At 60.1% G+C, this 22,062-nt stretch carries 22 protein-coding genes; 16 read left to right on the top strand and 6 right to left on the bottom strand.

Translation table 11 applies throughout. The annotated features are described in order from the left end of the window. Window positions 1–30: 30 nt before the first annotated feature. From ACA049_RS02115 to rpmE, 3 genes are all read right to left on the bottom strand, one after another. Window positions 31–1,299, bottom strand: a complete 1,269-nt coding sequence (locus tag ACA049_RS02115; protein ID WP_497332748.1) for a malic enzyme-like NAD(P)-binding protein — start codon at window positions 1,297–1,299, stop codon at window positions 31–33. Between the two features lie 182 nt (window positions 1,300–1,481). Then, on the bottom strand, window positions 1,482–2,282 hold the full coding sequence (locus tag ACA049_RS02110) for a thermonuclease family protein (protein ID WP_497332746.1): 801 nt from the start codon (window positions 2,280–2,282) through the stop codon (window positions 1,482–1,484). Window positions 2,283–2,296: 14 nt separating this feature from the next. Then, window positions 2,297–2,527, bottom strand: a complete 231-nt coding sequence (gene rpmE, locus ACA049_RS02105) for a 50S ribosomal protein L31 (RefSeq protein ID WP_214380297.1) — start codon at window positions 2,525–2,527, stop codon at window positions 2,297–2,299. A 290-nt stretch (window positions 2,528–2,817) separates the two neighbouring features. Between rpmE and ACA049_RS02100 the strand changes: the two genes are divergently transcribed. From ACA049_RS02100 to ACA049_RS02055, 10 genes are all read left to right on the top strand, one after another. Then, the gene (locus tag ACA049_RS02100) at window positions 2,818–5,037 is read left to right on the top strand and encodes a primosomal protein N' (protein ID WP_497332743.1); all 2,220 of its coding nucleotides are present in this window, start codon (window positions 2,818–2,820) and stop codon (window positions 5,035–5,037) included. A gap of 222 nt (window positions 5,038–5,259) precedes the next feature. Next, window positions 5,260–6,999, top strand: a complete 1,740-nt coding sequence (argS, locus tag ACA049_RS02095) for an arginine--tRNA ligase (protein ID WP_497332741.1) — start codon at window positions 5,260–5,262, stop codon at window positions 6,997–6,999. Between the two features lies 1 nt (window position 7,000). Continuing rightward, a complete protein-coding gene (locus tag ACA049_RS02090; RefSeq protein ID WP_010464446.1) occupies window positions 7,001–7,708 on the top strand; it encodes an SPOR domain-containing protein in 708 nt (235 codons plus the stop codon). Window positions 7,709–7,939: 231 nt separating this feature from the next. After that, a complete protein-coding gene (hslV, locus tag ACA049_RS02085) occupies window positions 7,940–8,470 on the top strand; it encodes an ATP-dependent protease subunit HslV (RefSeq protein WP_007899242.1) in 531 nt (176 codons plus the stop codon). A 54-nt stretch (window positions 8,471–8,524) separates the two neighbouring features. Beyond that, window positions 8,525–9,862, top strand: coding sequence for an ATP-dependent protease ATPase subunit HslU (gene hslU, locus ACA049_RS02080; protein WP_497332739.1), 1,338 nt, complete (start codon window positions 8,525–8,527; stop codon window positions 9,860–9,862). Between the two features lie 128 nt (window positions 9,863–9,990). Then, window positions 9,991–10,368, top strand: coding sequence for a gamma-butyrobetaine hydroxylase family protein (locus ACA049_RS02075; protein WP_497332737.1), 378 nt, complete (start codon window positions 9,991–9,993; stop codon window positions 10,366–10,368). A 258-nt stretch (window positions 10,369–10,626) separates the two neighbouring features. Beyond that, window positions 10,627–12,306: a class II poly(R)-hydroxyalkanoic acid synthase gene (phaC, locus tag ACA049_RS02070; protein WP_497332735.1), complete on the top strand. Its 1,680-nt coding sequence runs from the start codon at window positions 10,627–10,629 to the stop codon at window positions 12,304–12,306. 147 nt (window positions 12,307–12,453) lie between these two features. Then, window positions 12,454–13,308, top strand: coding sequence for a poly(3-hydroxyalkanoate) depolymerase (gene phaZ, locus ACA049_RS02065; RefSeq protein WP_438659104.1), 855 nt, complete (start codon window positions 12,454–12,456; stop codon window positions 13,306–13,308). Window positions 13,309–13,422: 114 nt separating this feature from the next. Beyond that, window positions 13,423–15,105, top strand: coding sequence for a class II poly(R)-hydroxyalkanoic acid synthase (gene phaC / locus ACA049_RS02060; RefSeq protein WP_497332733.1), 1,683 nt, complete (start codon window positions 13,423–13,425; stop codon window positions 15,103–15,105). Window positions 15,106–15,164: 59 nt separating this feature from the next. Beyond that, on the top strand, window positions 15,165–15,785 hold the full coding sequence (locus ACA049_RS02055; RefSeq protein ID WP_033055348.1) for a TetR/AcrR family transcriptional regulator: 621 nt from the start codon (window positions 15,165–15,167) through the stop codon (window positions 15,783–15,785). A 176-nt stretch (window positions 15,786–15,961) separates the two neighbouring features. On the opposite strand, the gene ACA049_RS02050 is transcribed toward ACA049_RS02055, so the two are convergent. The 3 genes from ACA049_RS02050 to ACA049_RS02040 all read right to left on the bottom strand — a co-directional run bounded on the left by ACA049_RS02050 (window position 15,962) and on the right by ACA049_RS02040 (window position 17,801). Continuing rightward, the gene (locus ACA049_RS02050) at window positions 15,962–16,867 is read right to left on the bottom strand and encodes a phasin family protein (RefSeq protein WP_497332731.1); all 906 of its coding nucleotides are present in this window, start codon (window positions 16,865–16,867) and stop codon (window positions 15,962–15,964) included. A 10-nt stretch (window positions 16,868–16,877) separates the two neighbouring features. Next, window positions 16,878–17,300 carry a phasin family protein gene (locus tag ACA049_RS02045; RefSeq protein WP_219093384.1) on the bottom strand — a complete coding sequence of 141 codons (423 nt, stop codon included), beginning with the start codon at window positions 17,298–17,300 and terminating at the stop codon, window positions 16,878–16,880. A gap of 225 nt (window positions 17,301–17,525) precedes the next feature. Continuing rightward, window positions 17,526–17,801 carry a polyhydroxyalkanoic acid system family protein gene (locus tag ACA049_RS02040; RefSeq protein WP_497332729.1) on the bottom strand — a complete coding sequence of 92 codons (276 nt, stop codon included), beginning with the start codon at window positions 17,799–17,801 and terminating at the stop codon, window positions 17,526–17,528. Window positions 17,802–17,955: 154 nt separating this feature from the next. Between ACA049_RS02040 and ubiE the strand changes: the two genes are divergently transcribed. From ubiE to ACA049_RS02010, 6 genes are all read left to right on the top strand, one after another. Further along, window positions 17,956–18,726: a bifunctional demethylmenaquinone methyltransferase/2-methoxy-6-polyprenyl-1,4-benzoquinol methylase UbiE gene (ubiE, locus tag ACA049_RS02035; RefSeq protein ID WP_007948968.1), complete on the top strand. Its 771-nt coding sequence runs from the start codon at window positions 17,956–17,958 to the stop codon at window positions 18,724–18,726. Further along, window positions 18,726–19,349: a ubiquinone biosynthesis accessory factor UbiJ gene (locus tag ACA049_RS02030; RefSeq protein ID WP_497332727.1), complete on the top strand. Its 624-nt coding sequence runs from the start codon at window positions 18,726–18,728 to the stop codon at window positions 19,347–19,349. The genes ubiE and ACA049_RS02030 overlap by 1 nt, the downstream gene beginning before the upstream one ends. Beyond that, complete coding sequence (gene ubiB, locus ACA049_RS02025; protein WP_497332725.1) at window positions 19,346–20,950, top strand: ubiquinone biosynthesis regulatory protein kinase UbiB; 1,605 nt, start codon at window positions 19,346–19,348, stop codon at window positions 20,948–20,950. The genes ACA049_RS02030 and ubiB overlap by 4 nt, the downstream gene beginning before the upstream one ends. A gap of 81 nt (window positions 20,951–21,031) precedes the next feature. Then, window positions 21,032–21,433, top strand: coding sequence for a phosphoribosyl-AMP cyclohydrolase (gene hisI / locus ACA049_RS02020; protein WP_497332723.1), 402 nt, complete (start codon window positions 21,032–21,034; stop codon window positions 21,431–21,433). Beyond that, window positions 21,426–21,758 carry a phosphoribosyl-ATP diphosphatase gene (locus ACA049_RS02015; RefSeq protein WP_008047820.1) on the top strand — a complete coding sequence of 111 codons (333 nt, stop codon included), beginning with the start codon at window positions 21,426–21,428 and terminating at the stop codon, window positions 21,756–21,758. The genes hisI and ACA049_RS02015 overlap by 8 nt, the downstream gene beginning before the upstream one ends. Before the next feature lie 25 nt (window positions 21,759–21,783). Next, window positions 21,784–22,062, top strand: a complete 279-nt coding sequence (locus ACA049_RS02010; protein WP_497332721.1) for a twin-arginine translocase TatA/TatE family subunit — start codon at window positions 21,784–21,786, stop codon at window positions 22,060–22,062.

Below are 22,062 nucleotides of genomic sequence, written 5' to 3'. Positions count from 1 at the left end.
CGGGGCCTCTGGTTGAAGCGCTACAACGACTTAGCCGTTGAACACGTCATCCACGCTTTTCAGCGGGTAGTTCTTCGGATACGGCAGGGTCGCTACGCCGGTCTCGATGGCGGCCTTGGCCACGGCATCGGAGATCACGGTGATCAGGCGGGCATCCATTGGTTTCGGAATGATGTACTCACGACCGAATTCCAGCTTGATGCCACCGTAGGCGTCGCACACTTCCTGAGGCACCGGCAGTTTGGCCAGTTCACGCAGGGCGTTGGCCGCAGCCACTTTCATTTCTTCGTTGATGCGCTTGGCGCGAACGTCCAGGGCACCGCGGAAGATGAACGGGAAGCCCAGTACGTTGTTGACCTGGTTCGGGTAGTCCGAACGGCCGGTCGCCATGATCACGTCGTCACGGGTGGCGTGCGCCAGTTCCGGGGAGATTTCCGGATCAGGGTTGGAGCAGGCGAACACGATCGGGTTGGCGGCCATGGATTTCAGGCCTTCAGCGCTCAGCAGGTTCGGGCCGGACAGGCCAACGAACACGTCGGCACCGGTCAGGGCGTCAGCCAGGGTGCGCTTGTCGGTCGCGTGAGCGAAGACAGCCTTGTACTGGTTCAGGTCGTCACGGCCGGAGTGGATCACGCCGGTACGGTCAACCATGTAGATGTTTTCGATGTTGGCGCCCATGCTCACCAGCAATTTCATGCAGGAGATGGCAGCCGCACCGGCACCCAGGCAGACGATCTTGGCGTCGGCGAGGGTTTTGCCAGCGATTTCCAGGGCGTTGATCATGCCGGCGGCGGTAACGATCGCGGTGCCGTGCTGGTCATCGTGGAATACCGGAATGTCGCACTGCTCGATCAGCGCGCGTTCGATCTCAAAGCACTCAGGTGCCTTGATGTCTTCCAGGTTGATGCCACCGAAGGTGATGGAGATACGCTTGACGGTGTCGATGAAGGCTTGCGGGCTTTCGGAGTCGACTTCGATGTCGAAAACGTCGATGCCGGCGAAGCGCTTGAACAACACGCCTTTACCTTCCATGACTGGCTTGGAAGCCAATGGGCCGAGGTTACCCAGGCCAAGAATCGCGGTGCCATCGGAAATGACTGCAACCAGGTTGCCTTTGCCGGTGTATTTGTAGGCCAGTTCAGGATCGCGGGCGATTTCGCGTACTGGTTCGGCTACGCCGGGGCTGTAGGCCAGCGACAGGTCGCGGGCGGTAGCGGTGGCCTTGGTGAGCTCGACACTCAGCTTACCTGGACGAGGATGGGCGTGATATTCGAGAGCGGCAGTTTTCAAATCAGACATGGGGGCATTCCGCTTTTACTGTTGGACAGACTGGTCAGCGAGGATACGCGCCTCGCAAAATACCCACAAGACTGACCAGTCACCCCTGTCAAGCGCCCTGCCCTAAGACTTTGGGCCAAGAGCCACGGAACACAAGGGATAGACTGTTCACAATCGACTGAAAAAATGTCTACAATTTTTTCTCAGGGCGCCGCTTGCAACATGCTCGGATCGGTCAGGGGTAGAAGCCAGCGCGCCTGCCCGGATTTCAGACCACCGCGCCGTGAACGATCCACGACCCAGCCACGCGCCTCGATCTGCTTGCCCTTCAGTCGATCAAGGGACGCCACATCGAACTGCCCGAGCACATTGGGTGCAACGCGCAATACAACCGAATCCTGCAACTCGATCCAAACGCCACCACGATTGCGCTGAACCTTGCTCACACGACCACTGAGCACGGCGAAACCGGACGCGTTGATCTGCTCCGCTTTTAGTACAGGTGATTGCCGCCACAGGCCAAGACCGGCCTGACGGGCACTGCGTTCGGCAGCTTGCTGGCAACTGACCAAATCGACATTCGGCGCGACCGCCACCTGGAAACCGAGGCCCTCGGCGAGCATCTGCGCCTCGAGGTTGGCGCCATTGGCACCGAAGACATGGGCCAACGTGCGGCCGTAATGATCTTTGCTTTCTTTACCGGGCCGCAAACCTACGCGCCCGTCGCTGGCCGCGATCAGCGCTTCCAGGCGTTTGCGCGCAGCCACGGCAAACGGCTCGTCGGAACGGCCCTGTTTGCCCAGCTCAGGCGTGTTCAAGCCGATCATGCGCACACTGCGGCCATCGCTCAGGCGCAAGGTGTCGCCATCCACCACCCGTTGCACTGCGACGGGTGTCAGGCCGCTCGGCGCAGGGCAAAAGGCCTGGGCGCCGGACAGCCAAATCGCGGACACAAAAAAGGCGCCCGCGAGGGACGCCTTTTTCATTAGCAAGGTAAAGCCCATGGGGCTTGCGAACCTTACTCTGCTGCAGCAGCAGGTTTCTTGCCGAAAGCACCGAAACGGTCTGCGAAGCGCTGTACACGGCCGCCGGTATCCAGAGTCTTCTGCTTACCGGTGTAGAACGGGTGGCATTCGTTGCAAACGTCGATCGGCAGAGCTTTGCCGAAGGTCGAACGGGTTTCGAACTTGTTGCCACAGCTGCAAGTAACAGCAATGACTGGATAATCTGGATGGATTTCAGCTTTCATGGTGTCTTCCTCGGGCTAGCGTGCCGCCACCCAACACTATTGTTGAATACCGCACGTAATTAGGCCGCGGATTCTATCAGACATTGACAATCGCGCAAGCTGTCGCTTCTACCGACCGTCTGCTAGGCTCCCGGCCTGATATGCGTCCCTTGTGGGAGCGGGCTTGCTCGCGAATACGGTGTGTCAGGCAGCGATGAGGTGTCTGATCCTCCGCATTCGCGAGCAAGCCCGCTCCCACAATTGATAGGCGTCCGACTTCTTTTACTGCCCGTTTATCGAGATCCCCCCGCGTGCCCGACGCCATTTTGCGCCTCGCCCTGCCTTCGCCGCTGCGCCGCCTGTTCGATTACCGTGCCCCGGCCGGCGTCCTGCGCGCCCAGTTGCAACCGGGCATGCGCCTGCGGGTGCCGTTCGGCCGGCGGGAGATGATCGGGATTCTGGTGGAGGTCACCGACACCAGCGAAGTCCCGGCAGAAAAGCTCAAGCCGGCCCTGGCCCTGCTCGACGCCACGCCACCGCTGCCGCCGGCACTGTTCAAGTTGTGCCTGTGGACCTCGCAGTATTACCAGCACAGCCTCGGCGACACCTTGAGCTGGGCGCTGCCGGTGTTGTTGCGCCAAGGCGAACTGGCCGAGGCTCGCCAGGAACGTTTCTGGTCCGCCGCGCCCGGCGCCAGCCTGGATGATCCGCGCATCGCCCGCGCCCCACGCCAGCGTGAAGCCTTGGCTACCTTGGCCCAGCACCCCCACGGCGTCGCCCATCAGCTGTTGAGCAAACTGATGTTGAGCAAAGACAGCCTCGACTTGTTGCTGGCCAAGGATCTGGTGCAGGTGAAAATCCGCAAGCACGCCCCCGGCGCCCGCCACGAACACTGGCTGGCGCAACCGGAATTGCCGCTCAACCCCGAGCAGCGCGCCGCTTATGAAGCGATTCGCGCCGGGTTCGACAGTTATCACGCGTTCCTGCTGGCCGGCGTCACCGGCAGCGGCAAGACCGAAGTCTATTTACAGCTGATCCGCGAAACCCTCGAAGCCGGCAAGCAGGCGCTGGTGCTGATCCCGGAAATCAACCTCGGCCCGCAAACCCTGGCCCGCTTCGAGCAGCGTTTTAATGCGCGCATCGCCCTGATTCACTCGGCGGTCAACGACCGCGAGCGCCTCGAAGCCTGGCTCGCCGCCCGGGACGGTGACGCCGACATCATTATCGGCACCCGTTCGGCGCTGTTCACGCCGATGAAAAATCCCGGCCTGATCATCATCGACGAAGAACACGACGGCTCCTATAAACAGCAGGAAGGCCTGCGTTACCACGCCCGCGATCTGGCGCTGGTGCGTGCACGGCAGGAAAACATTCCGATCGTGCTCGGCTCCGCCACGCCTTCGCTGGAAAGCCTGCACAACGCCTACACCGGTCGGTACGGCCTCCTACGCCTTAACGAGCGTGCGGGCGGCGCCAAGCAGCCACGTTTCCTGCGTCTCGATGTGAAAAGTCGTCCGCTGGACAGCGGTATTTCCGGGCCGATGCAACAAGCCATCGGCCAGACCCTGGCGGCCGGTCAGCAAGTGCTGGTTTTTCTCAATCGCCGCGGTTTTGCGCCGACGCTGCTGTGTCACGACTGCGGCTGGATGTCCGAGTGTCAGCGCTGCGATGCGCGGATGACCGTGCATCAGCGCTCCGGCGAACTGCGCTGCCACCATTGCGGCTATGTCGAACGCGTGCCCCGGCATTGCCCGAAATGCGGCAAGGTCGATTTGCGGCCGGTAGGCGCCGGCACCGAGCGCGCGGAGGAACGCTTGGCGATCCTGTTCCCGGATGTTCCGGTGCTACGGGTCGACCGCGACAGCACGTCGCGCAAAGACGCAATGAATCAGCTGTTCGCCACCATCCAGAAAGGCCATCCGTGCATTCTGGTCGGCACGCAAATGCTCGCCAAAGGGCACCACTTCCCACGGGTGACGCTGGTGTCGATCCTCGATGCCGATGGCGGGCTGTTCTCCGGCGACTTCCGCGCCAGCGAGCGCATGGCACAGCTGATCGTTCAGGTTGCGGGTCGGGCCGGCCGTGCTGAAGAGCCGGGCAAGGTGATTATCCAGACGCACCTGGCCGATCATCCGCTGCTGGTGCAACTGACCGAACAGGGCTATTTCGCCTTTGCCGAACAGGCCTTGAGCGAACGTCGCTCTGCGGGATTGCCGCCGTTTGCGCATTTGGCGTTGTTGCGGGCCGAAGCGCATAAACCGGGGCAGGCTGAAGGATTTCTCGATGAGGCCTGCAGCGAAGCTGAACGTTTGTTGGCGGAACAGCATCTGACCGGGATTGAGCTGCTGGGGCCGGTGCCGGCGCCGATGGAGCGCCGTGCGGGGCGGTATCGTGCGCAGTTGTTATTGCAGGCCACGGCCCGGGCGCCGTTGCATCGGTTGCTCGCCAGTTGGTTGCTGGCGCTGGAGCAGATGCCGAGTGGGCGGGCGGTACGGTGGTCGCTGGATGTCGATCCCGTCGATTTGTATTGATTTAGAGATCGCCTTCGCGGGCAAGCCTCGCTCCTACAGGGTTTTGGGGTGGGCCACGGTCCACTGTAGGAGCGTGGCTTGCCCGCGAAGGCTGACTATTTGTCACCACATATCCATAACCTGCCCGCTATAGTTGGCAAGCACGTCTGGGCCACGGATAATGCCCAGTTTTTCCACTAGCGCATCGAAGCGCCGCCGCGCTTGCGGTCGAAAGAGAACACCATGAAAGACACCATTCGCCAGCTGATCCAACAAGCCATCACCCAACTCGTCAACGAAGGTGTGTTGCCTGAAGGCCTGTCGCCGGCGATCCAGGTGGAAAACTCCCGCGACAAGAAGAACGGCGACTTCGCCAGCAACATCGCGATGATGCTGGCCAAGCCTGCGGGCATGAAGCCGCGCGACCTGGCGGAAAAAATCATCGCCGCGCTGCCGGCTGATGAAAATGTCTCCAAGACCGAGATCGCCGGCCCGGGCTTCCTGAATTTCTTCCAGAACACTGATGCCCTGGCCTCCCGCCTGGACGCCGCCCTGGCCGATGAGCACGTCGGCGTGCGCAAGGCCGGTCCGGTGCAGCGCACTGTTGTCGACCTGTCGGCCCCGAACCTGGCCAAAGAGATGCACGTCGGCCACTTGCGCTCGACCATCATCGGCGACGGCGTGGCACGCGTGCTGGAGTTCCTCGGCGACAACGTGATCCGTCAGAACCACGTCGGCGACTGGGGCACCCAGTTCGGCATGCTGATGGCGATGCTTGAGGATCATCCCAACATGCTGGACAGCGCATTGTCAGATTTGGAGGACTTTTACCGGGCTGCGAAAAAACGTTTCGACGAAGACTCGGTGTTTGCAGACCGCGCCCGAAAATTAGTGGTGGACCTCCAGGCAGGCGACGAGTCGTGCATCAAGGCTTGGAAAGGCTTTACTGATATATCTCTGTCCCACTGCCAGGGCATTTACGAACTGCTGAACGTCAAACTGACCATGGCCGACGTGAGGGGCGAAAGCGCCTACAACGACGACCTGATCAACGTGGTCAACGACCTCAAGGCCGCCGGTATGCTGGTCGAGAGTAATGGCGCGCAGTGCGTGTTCCTCGACGAATTCAAGAACGCCGACGGCGACCCGCTGCCGGTGATCATCGTCAAGGCCGACGGCGGCTACCTCTACGCCACCACTGACCTGGCGGCCGTGCGCTATCGCAGCGGCAAGCTCAAGGCTGATCGCGCGCTGTACTTCGTCGACCAGCGTCAGGCGCTGCACTTCCAGCAAGTGTTCGCGGTCGCCCGCAAGGCCGGCTTCGTGACCCACCCGATGGAAATGGAACACATGGGCTTCGGCACCATGAACGGTGCTGACGGCCGTCCGTTCAAGACCCGTGATGGCGGCACCGTGAAGCTGATCGACCTGCTGACCGAGGCAATGGATCGCGCTTATGTGTTGGTAAAAAGTAAAAATCCGGAGCTGGACGAAGACGATTTGCGCAACATCGCCAAGGTCGTGGGCATTGGCGCGGTGAAATACGCCGACCTGTCCAAGCACCGCACCAGCGATTACAGCTTCAACTTCGACCAGATGCTGAACTTCGAAGGCAACACCGCGCCGTACCTGCTGTACGCCTACACCCGCGTGGCCGGTGTGTTCCGCAAACTCGGCAAGGATTTCAGCGAAGTCGAAGGCCAGATCGTCCTCGAAGCTGCCCACGAACATGAATTGGCAGCCAAGCTGGCGCAGTTCGGCGAAGTGCTGAACAACGTGGGCGAAAAAGGCACACCGCACATCCTGTGCACCTACCTTTACGATGTCGCCGGCCTGTTCTCCAGTTTCTACGAGAACTGCCCGATCCTCAGCGCCGACACCCCGGCGCAAATGCAAAGCCGCCTGCGCCTCGCCGCGCTGACCGGCCGCACTCTCAAGCAAGGCCTGGAACTCTTGGGTCTGGAAACTCTGGAGCGTATGTAAGTTGGCTGCCAAGAAAAAACCTGCACCCAAGCGTGGCGCCAGCCGTTACCAAGCTCCTGCAAAGCAACCGATCCCGGGTTGGCTGTGGATGGCCATCGGCCTGACGGTCGGTGCGTTCATTGTGTTCCTGATGAAACTGGAACCGGGCAAGGGCAGCGAGAGCGTCAAGCGCGAGAAGATCGAGCAGCAGAAAGCCACCAAGATCGCCGAGGCCAACAAGACCCCGCCGAGCCCGACGCAACCGGTGAAGCCGAAGTACGACTTCTACACGTTGCTGCCGGAATCGGAAGTCATCGTGCCGCCGGATGCCGTGCCGGAGAAAACCCTGCCGACGCCACAAGTGCCGGCGATTCCGACCACGCCGGTCACGCCTGAGCAAGCGGCGAAGATCGATACTGCGCGCGCTCAAGCGGCACTGGCAGGGATCACTCCACCGCCAGCACCACCGGTGTCCAAAGCGGCGCCAGTGACCAAGTTTTTCCTCCAGGCCGGTTCGTTCCGCAAGGAGGCTGACGCGGACAAGGTTCGGGCGCAGATCATTTTGCTGGGTCAGGCGGTGGCGGTTGAGTCCGGAACCGTTAAGGACGAAACCTGGTATCGGGTGTTGGTCGGTCCGTTCAGCAACCGCGAACAGCTGACCACGGCGCAGAAACAACTGTCCGGCGCCGGCTTCAGCAACCTGTTGTTACAACAACGCCAGAACCGCTGATTTCATCTGACGTACCGCGTTATCGTTCTTCGCGGGCAAGCCTCGCTCCTACAGGGATCACGCAGAACCTGTAGGAGCGAGGCTTGCCCGCGAAGGCGTCAGAACAGCCAACACACCTTTCCCCGCGCAACACCACTCGTCCCCTCTCCCGCCCTGCAGTTGAAAAACCCATCACCACCCCCATATGAGTTGGCATAAGGCATTTTCGCCTCGCTGCGTGGAGACTCTCCCTTGACCACCATCGTTTCAGTTCGCCGCCACGGCAAAGTCGTCATGGGCGGCGACGGCCAGGTTTCTCTCGGCAATACCGTGATGAAAGGCAACGCGAAGAAAGTTCGTCGCCTGTACCACGGCCAGGTGATCGCCGGTTTTGCCGGGGCCACCGCTGACGCCTTCACCCTCTTCGAGCGTTTCGAAGGCCAGCTTGAGAAACATCAGGGCCACCTGGTTCGCGCCGCTGTCGAACTCGCCAAAGAATGGCGCACTGACCGCTCCCTCAGCCGCCTCGAAGCCATGCTCGCGGTCGCGAACAAAGACGCCTCTCTGATCATCACCGGCAACGGCGACGTGGTTGAGCCTGAAGAAGGCCTGATCGCCATGGGTTCCGGCGGCGGTTACGCCCAGGCCGCCGCCAGCGCGCTGCTGAAGAAAACCGATCTGTCGGCCCGGGAAATCGTCGAAACCGCGCTCGGCATCGCCGGCGACATCTGCGTATTCACCAACCACACCTTCACCATTGAGGAGCAGGACCTCGCCGAGTAAGCCTGTTTCGGCCTAGCGCCACGGCTCACTTTTGCTAGAGGACCGCCAAATACTATGTCCATGACTCCCCGTGAAATCGTCCACGAACTCAATCGCCACATCATCGGCCAGGACGATGCCAAGCGCGCCGTCGCCATCGCGCTGCGTAACCGCTGGCGCCGGATGCAGCTGCCCGAAGAGCTGCGCGTTGAAGTAACGCCCAAGAACATCCTGATGATCGGCCCGACCGGTGTCGGTAAAACCGAGATCGCCCGTCGCCTGGCCAAACTCGCCAACGCGCCGTTCATCAAAGTCGAAGCGACCAAGTTCACCGAAGTCGGCTATGTCGGTCGCGACGTCGAATCGATCATCCGTGACCTGGCTGACGCGGCAATCAAGCTGCTGCGCGAACAGGAAATGACCAAGGTTCGTCACCGCGCCGAAGACGCCGCCGAAGAGCGCATCCTCGACGCGCTGCTGCCACCGGCACGCATGGGCTTCAACAGTGATGACGCCCCATCGGCCGACTCCAACACCCGCCAGCTATTCCGCAAGCGTCTGCGCGAAGGTCAGCTGGACGACAAAGAGATCGAAATCGAAATCGCCGAAATGGCCGGTGTCGATATCTCCGCGCCACCGGGCATGGAGGAGATGACCAACCAGTTGCAGAGCCTGTTCGCCAACATGGGCAAGGGCAAAAAGAAAAGCCGCAAGATCAAGGTCAAGGAAGCGCTGAAACTGGTGCGTGACGAAGAAGCCGGGCGCCTGGTCAACGATGAAGAGTTGAAGGCCAAGGCCCTGGAGGCCGTCGAGCAGCATGGCATCGTGTTCATCGATGAAATCGACAAGGTCGCCAAGCGCGGCAACTCCGGCGGCGTCGACGTATCCCGTGAAGGCGTACAGCGCGACTTGCTGCCACTGATCGAAGGCTGCACCGTCAACACCAAGCTGGGCATGGTCAAGACTGACCACATCCTGTTCATCGCCTCCGGCGCGTTCCACCTGAGCAAGCCGAGCGACCTGGTGCCGGAGCTGCAAGGTCGTCTGCCGATTCGTGTCGAGCTGAAGGCGCTGACGCCGGAAGACTTCGAACGCATCCTCAGCGAACCGCACGCGTCGCTCACCGAGCAATATTGCGCCTTGCTGAAAACCGAAGGCCTGGTCATCGAGTTCCAGCCGGACGGCATCAAGCGCATCGCCGAGATTGCCTGGCAGGTCAACGAGAAGACCGAGAACATCGGTGCCCGTCGCCTGCACACCTTGCTCGAGCGCCTGCTCGAAGAGGTGTCGTTCAGTGCCGGCGACCTGGCCAGCGCCCACGACGACAAGGTGATCCTGATCGACGCCGAGTACGTCAACAGCCACCTGGGTGAATTGGCGCAGAACGAAGACCTGTCCCGTTATATCCTGTAAGCCAAACTTGTAGGAGCGAAGCTTGCTCGCGAAATCGGTCACTCATTCAACATACATGTCGACTGACCTGACGCTTTCGCGAGCAAGCTTCGCTCCTACAGGGTTCCATCCTTAACGGAACTCAGGTCATGACCCAACTCCCCACCGACATCAAACTGCACAAAGCCTCGAAAACCCTGTCGCTGAAATACGCGTCCGGCGAGGAACATCACCTGCCCGCCGAGTTCCTGCGCGTGCACTCTCCTTCCGCCGAGGTCCAGGGCCACGGCAATCCCATCCTGCAATTTGGCAAGATCGGCGTAGGCCTGACCAAGGTAGAACCGGCCGGTCAGTACGCACTGAAATTGACCTTCGACGACGGCCACGACAGCGGCCTGTTCACCTGGGAATATCTGTACCAGCTGGGCGTGCGTCAGGAGGCGCTTTGGAACGATTATCTTGCTGAACTGAAAGCCGCCGGAAAAACCCGCGATCCGAACGAATCCATCGTCAAGCTGATGCTCTAGGTCAGCCCTCTTGCTCTTTAGAGGGCATTTTCTAATTCCATCTGTTTGAATGCTCCGCTCCTGGGTCAATGATTGGCCCGCTTGCGAAAAAAATTAAACTCGGGTAACCAATGGAGCTGGCAAGTTCCCTGCAGTGCTCTCTGCCGTAAAAAGCAGCGATGCAGAATTAACGGTCACCCGAGCAGAAGTACCTGGCATTGGCTGTGTGATGACACGGCTGGACCCAGGTACTCGTCTCAGGACAATGGAGCGTCGTAGATGAGTAACAAGAATAACGATGACTTGAAGTATCAAGCCTCGGAAAACACCTTGGGGCTGAATCCTGTCGTTGGGCTGCGTGGAAAGGATCTACTGGCGTCTGCTCGAATGGTGCTCAGGCAGGCCATCAAACAACCGATTCACAGTGCCAAGCATGTCGCCCATTTCGGCCTTGAACTGAAGAACGTGTTGTTCGGTAAATCGGAGCTTCAACCCACCAGCGATGACCGTCGCTTCGCCGATCCGGCCTGGAGCCAGAACCCGCTCTACAAACGTTATCTGCAAACTTACCTGGCATGGCGCAAGGAACTCCACGACTGGATCGACGACAGCAACCTGCCGCCCAAAGACGTTAGTCGCGGGCATTTCGTGATCAACCTCATGACCGAAGCCATGGCCCCGACCAACAGTGCGGCCAACCCGGCGGCGGTCAAACGTTTCTTCGAGACCGGCGGCAAAAGCCTGCTCGACGGCCTCTCGCATCTGGCCAAGGACATGGTGCACAACGGCGGCATGCCGAGCCAGGTCAACATGGGCGCGTTCGAAGTCGGCAAGAGCCTGGGCGTGACCGAAGGTGCGGTGGTGTTCCGCAACGACGTGCTGGAATTGATCCAGTACCGGCCGACCACCGAGCAGGTGCACGAGCGCCCGCTGCTGGTGGTGCCGCCGCAGATCAACAAGTTCTATGTATTCGACCTGAGCCCGGACAAGAGTCTGGCGCGCTTCTGCCTGCGTAGTCACGTCCAGACCTTCATCGTCAGCTGGCGCAACCCGACCAAGGAGCAGCGCGAGTGGGGCCTGTCGACCTACATCGAAGCGCTCAAGGAAGCGGTCGACGTGGTCACCGCGATCACCGGAAGCAAAGACATCAATATGCTCGGTGCCTGCTCCGGCGGCATCACCTGCACTGCGCTGCTGGGCCACTACGCCGCGATCGGCGAGAAGAAGGTCAACGCCCTGACATTGCTGGTCAGCGTGCTGGACACTACCCTGGACAGCGACGTAGCGCTATTCGTGGATGAACAGACCCTCGAAGCCGCCAAGCGTCATTCCTATCAGGCCGGCGTGCTGGAAGGCCGCGACATGGCGAAAGTCTTCGCCTGGATGCGCCCCAACGATCTGATCTGGAACTACTGGGTCAACAACTACTTGCTGGGCAACGAGCCGCCGGTGTTCGACATCCTGTTCTGGAACAACGACACCACACGATTGCCCGCCGCGTTTCACGGCGACCTGATCGAGATGTTCAAAAACAATCCACTGATCCGTCCTGACGCACTGGAAGTGTGCGGAACACCGATCGACCTGAAACAGGTGACTGCCGACATCTACTCCCTGGCCGGCACCAACGACCACATCACCCCGTGGAAGTCCTGCTACAAGTCGGCGCAATTGTTTGGCGGCAAGGTTGAATTCGTGCTGTCCAGCAGCGGGCATATCCAGAGCATCCTGAACCCGCCGGGCAACCCGAAATCACGCTACATGACCAGCACCGAAATGCCGGTCAAGGCCGAAGAATGGCAAGAGAATTCCACCAAGCACACTGACTCCTGGTGGCTGCATTGGCAGGCCTGGCAGGCCGAGCGTTCGGGCAAGCTGAAGAAATCTCCGGCGAGCCTGGGCAACAAAGCCTATCCGGCCGGCGAAGCAGCACCAGGCACCTATGTGCATGAGCGGTAACTGACACACCCCACCCACTGTGGGAGCGGGCTTGCTCGCGAATGCGGTTGAACATTCAACATCGTGGTCGACTGACCCGACGCTTTCGCGAGCAAGCCCGCTCCCACAAGGGGGATCGGGGATGAATTAACCCACAGGGCCTGAAGCATGCCGCAACCGTTCATATTCCGTACCGTCGACCTGGATGGCCAGACCCTCCGCACGGCGGTACGCCCCGGCAAGCCTCACTTGACGCCCTTGCTGATTTTCAACGGCATCGGCGCCAACCTGGAGCTGGTGTTCCCGTTTGTCGCGGCGCTGGACCCGGACCTGGAAGTCATTGCTTTCGACGTACCCGGTGTCGGCGGCTCCTCGACGCCCAATCGGCCGTACCGTTTTCCGGGGCTGGCGAAACTCACGGCACGGATGCTCGACTATCTCGACTACGGGCAAGTCAACGTCATCGGCGTTTCCTGGGGTGGCGCCCTCGCCCAGCAGTTCGCGTACGACTATCCCGAGCGCTGCAAGAAACTCGTGCTGGCGGCCACGGCGGCCGGTGCGGTGATGGTGCCGGGCAAACCGAAAGTGCTGTGGATGATGGCCAGCCCACGGCGCTACATCCAGCCGTCCCACGTGATCCGCATTGCGCCGATGATCTATGGCGGCTCGTTCCGTCGCGACCCGACGCTTGCCGCCAGCCACGCGGCGAAAGTGCGTTCGGCGGGCAAACTCGGTTACTACTGGCAGCTGTTCGCCGGGCTTGGCTGGACCAGCATTCACTGGCTGCACAAGATCCATCAGCCGACCCTGGTGCTGGCCGGCGACGACGATCCACTGATCCCGCTGATCAACATGCGCGTGCTGGCCTGGCGAATCCCCAATGCCCAGTTGCACATCATCGATGACGGGCACCTGTTCCTGATTACCCGCGCCGAAGCCGTGGCACCGATCATCATGAAATTCCTCGAAGAGGAGCGTCAGCGCGCCGTGATGCACCCGCATCCGGCGCCATTGGGCGGTTAACCGGCCCATTGTCGGTCGGCAGGACGCCGCACCGCGCAACAACCCGTAACAGCGTCTATGGTGTTCTGGTTCGGTGTATTTGTATTTGGCCTGAAGACGAAGGAGTGTTGATTCATGCGCGAAAAACCAGCGAGGGACTTTTTGCCCACTCCCGCCGTGTTCATCAACGCACAGAGTGCGATCACCGGCCTGCGTGGCCGGGATCTGTTGTCGACCTTGCGCAGCGTTGCCGCCCATGGCCTGCGCAACCCGGTGCACAGCGCCCGGCATGCCTTGAAACTCGGCGGCCAACTGGGCCGCGTGCTGCTGGGTGAAACCCTGCACCCGACCAACCCGCAGGACAATCGCTTCGCTGACCCGGCATGGAGCCTCAACCCGTTTTATCGCCGCAGCTTGCAGGCCTACCTGAGCTGGCAGAAGCAGGTCAAAAGCTGGATCGACGAGAGCAACATGACCCCGGACGATCGCGCTCGCGCGCACTTCGCGTTCGCCTTGCTCAACGACGCCGTGGCACCGTCCAACACCCTGCTCAACCCGCTGGCGATCAAGGAGATCTTCAACTCCGGCGGCAACAGTCTGGTGCGCGGCATCAGCCACTTGTTCGACGATTTCCTGCACAACGACGGCCTGCCCAGACAAGTCACCAAGCACTCTTTCGAGGTGGGCAAAACGGTCGCCACCACCACCGGCTCCGTGGTGTTTCGCAACGAACTGCTGGAACTGATCCAGTACAAGCCGATGAGCGAAAAGCAGTATTCCAAACCGCTGCTGGTGGTGCCGCCGCAGATCAACAAGTACTACATTTTTGACCTGAGCCCGCACAACAGCTTCGTCCAGTTCGCCCTGAAAAACGGCCTGCAGACGTTCATGATCAGCTGGCGCAATCCGGACGTGCGGCACCGCGAATGGGGTCTGTCGACTTACGTCGAAGCGGTGGAAGAAGCGATGAACGTCTGCCGGTCGATCACCGGTGCTCGCGAAGTCAACCTGATGGGCGCTTGCGCCGGCGGGCTGACCATTGCCGCGCTGCAAGGCCACTTGCAGGCCAAGCGACAACTGCGGCGGGTGTCCAGCGCGACGTACCTGGTGAGCCTGCTCGACAGCCAGATGGACAGCCCGGCCACGCTCTTTGCCGACGAACAGACCCTGGAAGCGGCCAAGCGCCGTTCCTATCAGAAAGGTGTGCTGGACGGCCGCGACATGGCGAAAGTTTTCGCCTGGATGCGTCCCAACGATTTGATCTGGAGCTATTTCGTCAACAATTACCTGCTGGGCAAAGAGCCGCCGGCGTTCGACATCCTCTACTGGAACAACGACAACACGCGCCTGCCGGCGGCCTTGCATGGCGACCTGCTGGACTTCTTCAAGCACAACCCGCTGAGTCATCCGGGCGGTCTGGAAGTGTGCGGCACGCCGATCGACTTGCAGAAAGTCACCGTCGACAGCTTCAGCGTCGCCGGCATCAACGACCACATCACGCCGTGGGATGCGGTGTATCGCTCGACGTTGCTGCTGGGGGGCGAGCGACGCTTCGTGCTGTCCAACAGCGGTCATGTGCAGAGCATCCTCAACCCACCGTCGAACCCGAAAGCCAACTTCGTCGAGAGCGCAAAACTGAGCAGTGATCCACGGGCCTGGTATTACGACGCCAAGCAAGTCGACGGTAGCTGGTGGACGCAATGGCTGGGCTGGATTCAGGAACGCTCGGGCGCGCAAAAAGAAACCCACATGACCCTCGGCAACCAGAACTATCCACCGCTGGAGGCGGCACCCGGCACCTACGTTCGTGTGCGCTGACTGATAACGAACCACGGCACACGTCTGCCGTGGCATGACTCGACCATTAAGAAGACTGGATGAAAACCCGCGACCGGATCCTCGAATGTGCCCTGCAATTGTTCAATCAGAAGGGCGAACCGAACGTTTCCACCATGGAAGTTGCCAACGAAATGGGGATCAGCCCGGGCAACCTCTACTACCACTTCCACGGCAAGGAGCCGTTGATTCTCGGATTGTTCGAGCGTTTCCAGGCCGAGCTTGCGCCACTGCTTGATCCGCCGGCCGATGTGGAACTGGCGCCGGAGGATTACTGGCTGTTCCTGCACTTGATCGTCGAACGGCTCGCCCATTACCGGTTTCTGTTCCAGGACCTGTCGAACCTCGCCGGGCGCTTGCCGAAACTGGCCAAGGGAATCCGCAACCTGCTCAATGCGCTGAAGCGCACGCTGGCTTCATTGCTGGCGCGATTGAAAGCCCAGGGGCAGTTAGTCAGTGATACGCAGGCGCTGGGGCAATTGGTGGAGCAGATCACCATGACGCTGCTGTTCTCGCTGGACTATCAGCGGATTCTCGATCGCGAGGGTGAAGTGAGGTTGGTGGTGTATCAGATCATGATGCTGGTGGCGCCGCATTTGCTGCCACCGATCAAAGTGGCGACGGAGCAGTTGGCGCTGCAATACCTCGAAGAACACGAATAATTCCTGTGGGAGCGGGCTTGCTCGCGAATGCGGTGTGTCAGCCGACATTAACGTTACTGACTCACCGCATTCGCGAGCAAGCCCGCTCCCACAATGGTTCTGCGGTGTTCATGGAACCGTGCACAAACAAAAACGCCCGACCTTTGCAGGCCGGGCGTTTTCTTGAGCCCTGAAAATCAGGACTGACTGGTTGGCGTCGATGGAGCTGGCGCGGCAGTCGGGGTTACAGCAGGGGTCGGCGCGGTAGCAGAGTTCGAGGTGCTGGCCGGAGTCGACGGGGTTGCCGGTTTGGCGGCAGCCACTGCTGGTTTGGGTGCGGCAGCTTTAGGAGCGGCCGGTTTTTTCACTGCTGGCTTCTTCGCTGCGGCAGGTTTTGCCGCTGGCTTGGCTGCCGGCTTGGCTGCTGCAGTTTTAGCAGCCGGTTTAGCGGCAGCTGTTTTAGCCGCTGGTTTGGCGGCGGCTTTGGCAGCAACCGATTTGACCGCGGCCTTGGCTGCAGCAGGTTTGGCGGCGGCAGTTTTGGTAGCGGACTTGGCGGCGGACGCGACTTTCGACGCGGCTTTGGCGACCGGTTTAGCAGCTGCTTTTGCCAGAGGCTTGGCAGCGCTTTTGGCTGCTGGTTTAGCAGCAGGTTTGGCCGCTGCGGTTTTCGCCGCAACAGGTGCCACCTTGGCACCGGTGAGTTTTTCGATTTGCTTGGTCAGGGTATCGACCTTGCTGTGCAGCGCTTTCACTTCATTGCGGCTTGGTACACCCAGGCGCGAAATGGCGCTGTTCAGGCGCTTGTCGAAAGCCCCTTCCAGCTCATCCCACTTGCCCAGCGCACGATCTTTCACGCCGCTGATGCGCGACTTGGCCGACGAAGCGGAATCCTTGACGTCATCGACTTTTTTGCCGACAGCGCTCTTGGTGAGCTTCTCGGCTTTCTCGCCGTCTTTAACCAATGTATCGAAGAGCTTGCTGCCGTCAGTGTCGATCTTCGAGTACACGCCTAAACCAGCCAGCCAGATTTTGCGGGAGTAATCTTCAACTTTCCCGATCCACGAGCTGCCTTCTTTTTCGGTGTTCTTTTTACCAGCCATCCCGTTCTCCTTAAGATTTACGCGCGACGCGTTCGAGCAATGCCGTCAGCTCATCGAGCTTAGCAGAGAGTGTCTCAACGTCATGTTTAGACGGAATGCCGATACGATTCAAGGCACTTGCGACACGCGAGTCAAAAGCCTTCTCGACCTTGTCGAGTTGAACTTCGACCTTGGCTTTGAAAGTACTCACTTCACTCTTGGCTTCATCAATCTCTGAGTTAGCCGCTTCAAGTTTCTCGGCAACTACTTTTTTGCCTTTGGTTTCAACAGTTTGACCAGCCTTGATCAGCTCTTGAAAGTATTCGCTGCCCTCTTGGCCGACCTTGGTGTAGGCCCCCAGGCCTGCCAGCCAGATCTTGCGGGCATAGGATTTGACGTCGCCCAGAGCAGTGGTCGATGCGTCGATTTTTTTCTTCAAAATAACTTTGGCCATGGTGCACCTCACGCGCAGAAGGTTTGAGGAACTGCCCGCGAAAGTGTCGGGCTCAGGCACAAAGTAGGGAGAAAAATTAGAAACGGCACCCTAACAACCGCAACATTTGCGTGCCGTGAAAACTGTAGGAGCGAGGCTTGCCCGCGAAGGCGGAATTCCTGCCATAGAACAAGCAGCGAATGTACCGGCCTCTTCGCGAGCAAGCTTCGCTCCTACAGGTATTAGTCAGGCCAACGCTTTATCGAGGGCCTTTTCGATTTCCGATTTGATCATGCCGCTCATGGCCGACATCATCAGGCCCAACTCCACATCGACGCGGATCGAATCCTCACCCACATGCACCGCGCCTTTAACGCCGGAACGCTTGAGGTTCAGGACATCGCCAGACCACTGCGGCTCCAGGCCATATTGATCGGACAGTTTCTGCGCCAACTGGTCGGCCTTCTCGCGGGCCGCTTCCTTGCCCAGGCCATGGGCACGTTCAACACTAATACGGGCCATCGAATGACTCCTGCTTTATGAATGCTTTCCTGAAGATCTTGACCGCGGCTGCGGCAAAACGTCCCGGTGGTTGCCTATCTTACCTTCAGCCTTGCCAAGACAAAGCAGGCCACCGGGATTAGAATGTCCCGCATTCTCTTTTGGTGACAGCGATATGACTGATCAGCGCAAAGGCAGCGATGCCGAACCCACCACTCACTTCGGCTTCAAAAACGTTCCGGAAAGCCAGAAAGCGGAAAAAGTCGCTGAGGTTTTCCACTCGGTAGCCGCCAAGTACGACTTGATGAACGACCTCCTGTCGGGCGGCATGCACCGTCTGTGGAAGCGTTTCGCAATCGAGCTGTCGGGCGTTCGCACCGGTAACCGCGTGCTGGACATCGCCGGTGGCACGGGCGACCTGACCAAGAAATTCTCGCACCTCGTTGGCCCGACCGGCCAGGTGGTGTTGGCCGACATCAACGAATCCATGCTCAAGGTCGGTCGTGACCGCCTGCTGGATCTGGGTGTGGCCGGCAACGTCGAGTTCGTCCAGGCCGACGCTGAAAAGCTGCCGTTCCCGGACAATCACTTCGACTGCGTGACCATCGCCTTCGGCCTGCGCAACGTCACTCATAAAGAAGACGCCCTGCGCTCGATGTTGCGCGTGCTGAAACCGGGCGGCCGTTTGCTGGTGCTGGAATTCTCCAAGCCGACCAACGCGCTGATGTCCAAAGCCTACGACGCCTACTCGTTCGCCTTCATGCCGCTGATGGGCAAGCTGATCACCAACGACTCGGAAAGCTATCGCTACCTGGCCGAATCGATCCGCATGCACCCGAATCAGGAAACCCTGAAGTCGATGATGGTCGAGGCCGGTTTCGACCGAGTGACCTACCACAACATGACCGCAGGCATCGTCGCCCTGCACCGCGGTATCAAACCCTGATGTTGCTGGCCGGCCTGCTCGCCAGCGTTGAACTCGGTCTGAACCGGGTGCTGCGTCTCGACAGCACGGCGTTGCCGCGGCTGGCGCATTTGAGCGGCAGAGTGATTGCCGTCGATTGCCGCAGCCCGGCGCTGCAACTGTTCATCCTGCCCAGCGACGAAGGCTTGATGCTCGCTTCCCACTGGGAAACCGGCGCCGATTGCACGTTGCGCGCACCGGCTTCAAGCCTGTTGAAACTGGCGATAAGCAAGGACAAGACCTCGGTCCTGCATGGCCCTGAAGTCGAGCTCGACGGTGACAGCGGCGTGCTGCTGGAACTGGCGGCGATCCTTCAGGACCTTGAGCTGGACTGGGAGTACGAACTCTCGCGCTGGCTCGGACCTGTGGCCACGCAACTGGTCAGCGGTCACCTGCGCAGCCGCGCACGCTGGTATCAGCAAGGGTTCGCCAGCCTGAATCAGAATATGGGCGAATACCTGGCCGAAGAATCGCGCACCCTCGTCGGTCAGCGCGAAGCCGAAGCCCGTTTCAGTGAACTGGACCAGATCAAGCTCGATCTGGAACGTCTCGAGGCGCGTTTCGAGCGCCTTTCCCGATCCCTCGACCCAAGCGATAACGCATGAAGCTGCTTGCCGTCCGCCGTTTGTTGCGCATCCAGCGCGTTGTGATTCGCTACCGCCTCGATGACCTGTTGTTCGCCCTGCCGCTGCCCTGGTTTCTGCTGGCGCTGCGCTATGCGTTGCCGTGGCGCTGGTTCCCGCGCAAGACGCTGGACCTGAGCCGTGGTGCACGCTTGCGCCTGGCGTTGCAGGACCTTGGGCCGATTTTCATCAAGTTCGGGCAGATCCTTTCAACGCGCCGCGACCTGCTGCCCGAAGACATCGCCGATGAGCTGATGAAGCTGCAGGATCGCGTGCCGCCGTTCGATTCACAGGTGTCGGTCAACCTGATCGAAGAGCAGCTCGGCAAAAAGATCAGCGAAGTGTTCAGCCGTTTCGACGTTGAACCGCTGGCCTCGGCCTCGGTGGCGCAGGTGCATGCCGCGCAACTGAAAACCGGTGAAGAAGTCGTCGTTAAAGTGATCCGTCCGGGCCTGAAACCGATCATCGCCCAGGACCTGGCGTGGCTGTTCATCCTCGCCCGCGCCGCTGAAAAACTCTCGGCCGATGCCCGTCTGCTGCACCCGGTGGACGTGGTCAGCGACTACGAAAAAACCATCTACGACGAACTCGACCTGCTACGCGAAGCGGCCAACGCCAGCCAGTTGAAGCGCAACTTCGAAGGCTCGCCGTTGTTGTATGTGCCGCAAGTCTATTGGGACTGGTGCCGGCCAAAAGTGCTGGTGATGGAGCGCATCTACGGTATCCAGGTCACCGACCTCACGACTCTGGCCGACCAGCGCACCGACATGAAAATGCTCGCTGAACGCGGTGTGGAAATCTTCTTCACCCAGGTGTTCCGCGACAGTTTCTTCCACGCCGACATGCATCCGGGCAACATCTTCGTCAGCACCGTGAACCCGTGGAGCCCGCAATACATTGCGATCGACTGCGGCATCGTCGGCAGCCTGACCCCGGAAGACCAGGATTACCTGGCGCGTAACCTGTTCGCGTTCTTCAAGCGTGACTACCGTCGTGTGGCGCAATTGCACATCGATTCGGGCTGGGTACCGGCGGAAACCAAACTCAACGAATTCGAAGCGGCGATCCGTACCGTGTGCGAGCCGATCTTCGAAAAACCATTAAAAGATATTTCATTCGGTCAGGTGCTGATGCGCCTGTTCCAGACCGCTCGACGCTTCAACATGGAAGTGCAGCCGCAGCTCGTGCTGCTGCAAAAAACCCTGTTGAACATCGAAGGTCTGGGCCGTCAGCTGTACCCGGATCTGGATTTGTGGAACACCGCGCAGCCGTTCCTCGAACGCTGGATGCGTGAGCGCGTCAGCCCCAAAGCCTTGCTCGGCAACGTGCAGAGCCAGTTCGAACAGATTCCGCACCTGGCCAACATGGCCCGTGACCTGCTCGAGCGCATGTCCCAGCCCCATGCCAACGATCCACCGCCACCGTGGCACAAGCGCAAGGACGACTGGTTCCTGCGACTGCTTGGCTGTGCGCACCTGGCCGGCGGCACGATACTCGCTGCAGGTGGGCCGTTGAACGAACTGGGTCACTGGCCGGCCGGCATCATGGTGGCCGTCGGTTTGTATCTGGTCGTTCGCCGATAGCCAGAGCCCCCGCACGCTGGCACACTGTTTCAACGCTTGGGTTCTGCTCATGAAGTGTGGAACCCGCTGTCGGAGTCGAAGATGAAAAACTGGCTGGACGAGATCAAGTGGGACGCAGACGGCCTGGTGCCGGCGATTGCCCAGGATCACAAGACCGGGCGCGTCCTGATGATGGCCTGGATGAACCGCGAAGCACTGGAACTGAGCGCGGCTGAAAACCGTGCCATTTACTGGTCACGTTCCCGTGGCAAGCTGTGGCGCAAGGGCGAAGAGTCCGGCCACGTGCAAACGCTGCATGAGATGCGCCTGGACTGTGACGCCGACGTGATCATCCTGATGGTCGAGCAGATCGGCGACATCGCCTGCCATACCGGCCGCCAGAGCTGTTTCTACCGAGTCTTCGAGAACGGCGACTGGAAAACCGTCGACCCGGTACTCAAAGACCCGCACGCCATCTATTGCGCAGGACACACCCATGAGTGACACCCTGACCCGTCTGGCCGAGGTGCTGGAAGAGCGCAAAGGCGCCGCCGCCGACAGCTCGTATGTCGCCAGCCTGTACCACAAGGGCTTGAACAAGATTCTGGAAAAAGTCGGCGAAGAGTCGGTCGAAACCATCATTGCCGCCAAGGACGCCGCCATCAGCGGTGACTGCAGCGATGTGATCTACGAGACCGCCGATTTGTGGTTCCACAGCATGGTCATGCTCGCCCAACTGGGGCAGCATCCACAGGCTGTGCTCGATGAACTGGACCGTCGTTTCGGTCTGTCCGGACACGCCGAGAAAGCCTCGCGCCCGTCCGCCTGAACAACTATTAGAGAGGAGCAGCAACATGGGTATTTTTGACTGGAAACACTGGATCGTCATCCTGGTTGTTGTCGTGCTGGTGTTCGGCACCAAGAAACTGAAAAACCTCGGCACTGACGTGGGCGAGTCGATCAAGGGTTTCAAGAAAGCCATGAACGATGACGAAAAACCGGCCGATCCGACCGTAACTCCGGCACAACCGGTGCCACCGGTTCAGCCACAGACCACGCAGTCCGTGAACCAGCCGCACACCATCGACGTGCAGGCGCAAAAAGTCGAAGAGACGATCCGCAAAGACGTGTGA

This window comes from Pseudomonas sp. LBUM1662 (assembly GCF_059695915.1).
The sequence above is the reverse complement of the archived record's forward strand: the minus strand, read 5'-3'. Positions and strand labels throughout refer to the sequence as shown.

Excerpts from the sequence above, each read along its gene's own strand:
- ACA049_RS02115 (WP_497332748.1), bottom strand. The coding sequence starts at position 1,299 with ATGTCTGATTTGAAAACTGCCGCTCTCGAATATCACGCCCATCCTCGT.
- ACA049_RS02110 (WP_497332746.1), bottom strand. The coding sequence starts at position 2,282 with ATGGGCTTTACCTTGCTAATGAAAAAGGCGTCCCTCGCGGGCGCCTTT.
- rpmE (WP_214380297.1), bottom strand. The coding sequence starts at position 2,527 with ATGAAAGCTGAAATCCATCCAGATTATCCAGTCATTGCTGTTACTTGC.
- argS (WP_497332741.1), top strand. The coding sequence starts at position 5,260 with ATGAAAGACACCATTCGCCAGCTGATCCAACAAGCCATCACCCAACTC.
- hslU (WP_497332739.1), top strand. The coding sequence starts at position 8,525 with ATGTCCATGACTCCCCGTGAAATCGTCCACGAACTCAATCGCCACATC.
- ACA049_RS02075 (WP_497332737.1), top strand. The coding sequence starts at position 9,991 with ATGACCCAACTCCCCACCGACATCAAACTGCACAAAGCCTCGAAAACC.
- phaC (WP_497332735.1), top strand. The coding sequence starts at position 10,627 with ATGAGTAACAAGAATAACGATGACTTGAAGTATCAAGCCTCGGAAAAC.
- phaZ (WP_438659104.1), top strand. The coding sequence starts at position 12,454 with ATGCCGCAACCGTTCATATTCCGTACCGTCGACCTGGATGGCCAGACC.
- phaC (WP_497332733.1), top strand. The coding sequence starts at position 13,423 with ATGCGCGAAAAACCAGCGAGGGACTTTTTGCCCACTCCCGCCGTGTTC.
- ACA049_RS02055 (WP_033055348.1), top strand. The coding sequence starts at position 15,165 with ATGAAAACCCGCGACCGGATCCTCGAATGTGCCCTGCAATTGTTCAAT.
- ACA049_RS02050 (WP_497332731.1), bottom strand. The coding sequence starts at position 16,867 with ATGGCTGGTAAAAAGAACACCGAAAAAGAAGGCAGCTCGTGGATCGGG.
- ACA049_RS02045 (WP_219093384.1), bottom strand. The coding sequence starts at position 17,300 with ATGGCCAAAGTTATTTTGAAGAAAAAAATCGACGCATCGACCACTGCT.
- ACA049_RS02040 (WP_497332729.1), bottom strand. The coding sequence starts at position 17,801 with ATGGCCCGTATTAGTGTTGAACGTGCCCATGGCCTGGGCAAGGAAGCG.
- ubiE (WP_007948968.1), top strand. The coding sequence starts at position 17,956 with ATGACTGATCAGCGCAAAGGCAGCGATGCCGAACCCACCACTCACTTC.
- ACA049_RS02030 (WP_497332727.1), top strand. The coding sequence starts at position 18,726 with ATGTTGCTGGCCGGCCTGCTCGCCAGCGTTGAACTCGGTCTGAACCGG.
- ubiB (WP_497332725.1), top strand. The coding sequence starts at position 19,346 with ATGAAGCTGCTTGCCGTCCGCCGTTTGTTGCGCATCCAGCGCGTTGTG.
- hisI (WP_497332723.1), top strand. The coding sequence starts at position 21,032 with ATGAAAAACTGGCTGGACGAGATCAAGTGGGACGCAGACGGCCTGGTG.
- ACA049_RS02015 (WP_008047820.1), top strand. The coding sequence starts at position 21,426 with ATGAGTGACACCCTGACCCGTCTGGCCGAGGTGCTGGAAGAGCGCAAA.
- ACA049_RS02010 (WP_497332721.1), top strand. The coding sequence starts at position 21,784 with ATGGGTATTTTTGACTGGAAACACTGGATCGTCATCCTGGTTGTTGTC.